This window comes from Parasphingorhabdus sp., from assembly GCF_049667325.1.
Lineage (GTDB): Bacteria > Pseudomonadota > Alphaproteobacteria > Sphingomonadales > Sphingomonadaceae > Parasphingorhabdus.
This window is the reverse complement of sequence record NZ_JBATHY010000153.1, coordinates 1-1631: the sequence shown is the minus strand read 5'-3', so window position 1 is coordinate 1631 and position 1631 is coordinate 1. Positions and strand designations below refer to the sequence as shown.

General features: G+C 55.7%; 2 protein-coding genes and 1 pseudogene. 2 read left to right on the top strand and 1 reads right to left on the bottom strand.

Features of this window, described 5'->3' with window-relative positions; translation table 11 throughout:
* On the bottom strand, positions 1-701 hold a 701-nt coding region (locus WBM93_RS07115; protein ID WP_424430108.1), incomplete at its 3' end, for a DnaB-like helicase N-terminal domain-containing protein.
* Between the two features lie 152 nt (positions 702-853).
* On the opposite strand from WBM93_RS07115, the gene WBM93_RS07110 reads away from it, so the two are divergent.
* Positions 854-1336 (top strand): UPF0262 family protein, encoded by a 483-nt coding sequence (locus WBM93_RS07110; protein ID WP_424430105.1) that lies wholly within the window; start codon positions 854-856, stop codon positions 1334-1336.
* A 32-nt stretch (positions 1337-1368) separates the two neighbouring features.
* Positions 1369-1631: pseudogene (locus tag WBM93_RS07105) on the top strand (hypothetical protein); the annotation flags it as partial.

The window sequence follows — 1631 nt, the reverse complement described above, 5'->3', positions numbered from 1 at the left end:
GCGATATTGGTGGCGAGCGATGTCTTGCCCATGCCCGGACGACCCGCAAGAATGAGCAAATCGCTTCGGTGCAGGCCACCCATTTTGGCGTTCACATCGGTCAGACCGGTGGTGATACCGGAAACCTTGCCGCCGCTGTTGAAGGCCCGTTCGACATTGGTCAATGCTTCGGTCGATGCCTGCAGGAACGAGCGGACGCCGCCTTCCTGCGCTTCGCCTTCGGACACGCGATAGAGCGCGGTTTCCGCTTCCTCGATCTGTTCTTTCGGGTCCACTGTCTCGCTGGTATCGAGCGCGCTCTCAACGAGAGTACGTCCGACGCTCACCAATTCGCGTAGCAGCGCCAGATCATATATCTGGTTGGCAAAATCGCGGGCACCGATCAGACCGGCGCCATCTCCGGTCAATTTCGCCAGATAGGACGGTCCGCCAAGCGCCTTCATCGCTTCGTCCGATTCGAAATAGGGCTTCAACGTCACCGGAGTGGCCACCATATTCTTGTCGAGCAGTTTTAGCGCCTGTTCGTAAACTCTGCCGTGCAACGGTTCGTAAAAATGTTCCGGACGCAGCCGGATTTGCACGTCTTCCGCAACGCGATTGTCGATCAGCAGAGCACCAAGAAAAGTAGCCTCTGCCTCAACATTGCGCGGCAAGCGATGTTCTTCATGTTCATCATTTTGGAAACGCATCAATTCGGCCATGGCGCTTCATCGACCCTGAATCGATTCAGGGCAAGAGCCCGAACGAAAATTCTCGTAAAGTTCGGGGGACAGTCCTGTGGAAAAATATTTGGCTGTCATGCTGCACTGCAAAAACCCTTGTCCTGAGACCGGTGCTGCGGCAACAGGGCGCAATGCCAGATCCGCGCATCATATCCGTCTCTCTCGACGAAGCCACGATATTGTGGCGCAATGCCGACATCGAACAGGAACGGCGGATCGCGATCTTCGATCTGATCGAAGAGAATTATTTCAAACCGCTCAAACAACATGATGATGACTATGGCGGCCCCTATCAGCTCCAGCTTAGCGTCGAGGAAGGCCGGCTGGTCATTTCCATTGGCCGCGAAAACGGCGAACCGCTGGAGACGCTGATCCTTGCGCTTGGCCGGTTTCGTCGACCGATCCGCGATTATTTTGCGATTTGCGACAGCTATTATCAGGCGATTCGCAAAGCCAGCGCTGCCGAAATCGAAACCATCGATATGGCACGGCGCGGGGTCCATGATCAGGGCGCGGAATTGCTCGTCGAGCGGCTGGATGGAAAGATCGAGGTTGACTTCAAGACCGCGCGCCGGCTCTTCACGCTGATCTGCGTATTACATATCAAGAACTAAGTGATTCTTCCGCTGCGCATCAGGAAACCAGAGTGGCCAATCGAGACATTAGAAAAACACTGATCAGCCTGGTCACCATTGCCGTCGTGTTGCTGGTTATTGCGTTTATCCTGCGCAATATCGCGGTCGGCTGGGCGCCGGCCCGGGACCAATATCCGGTGCAGGGCATTTCCGTCAACCAGAGTCATGGCGAGATCATATGGCATGTTGCCGGTGCGACGGGCGTCGATTTTGCCTATATTCAGGCGACTGGCGGCGGAGCAAAGCGCGACGAAAACTTCGCCGCGAACATCAA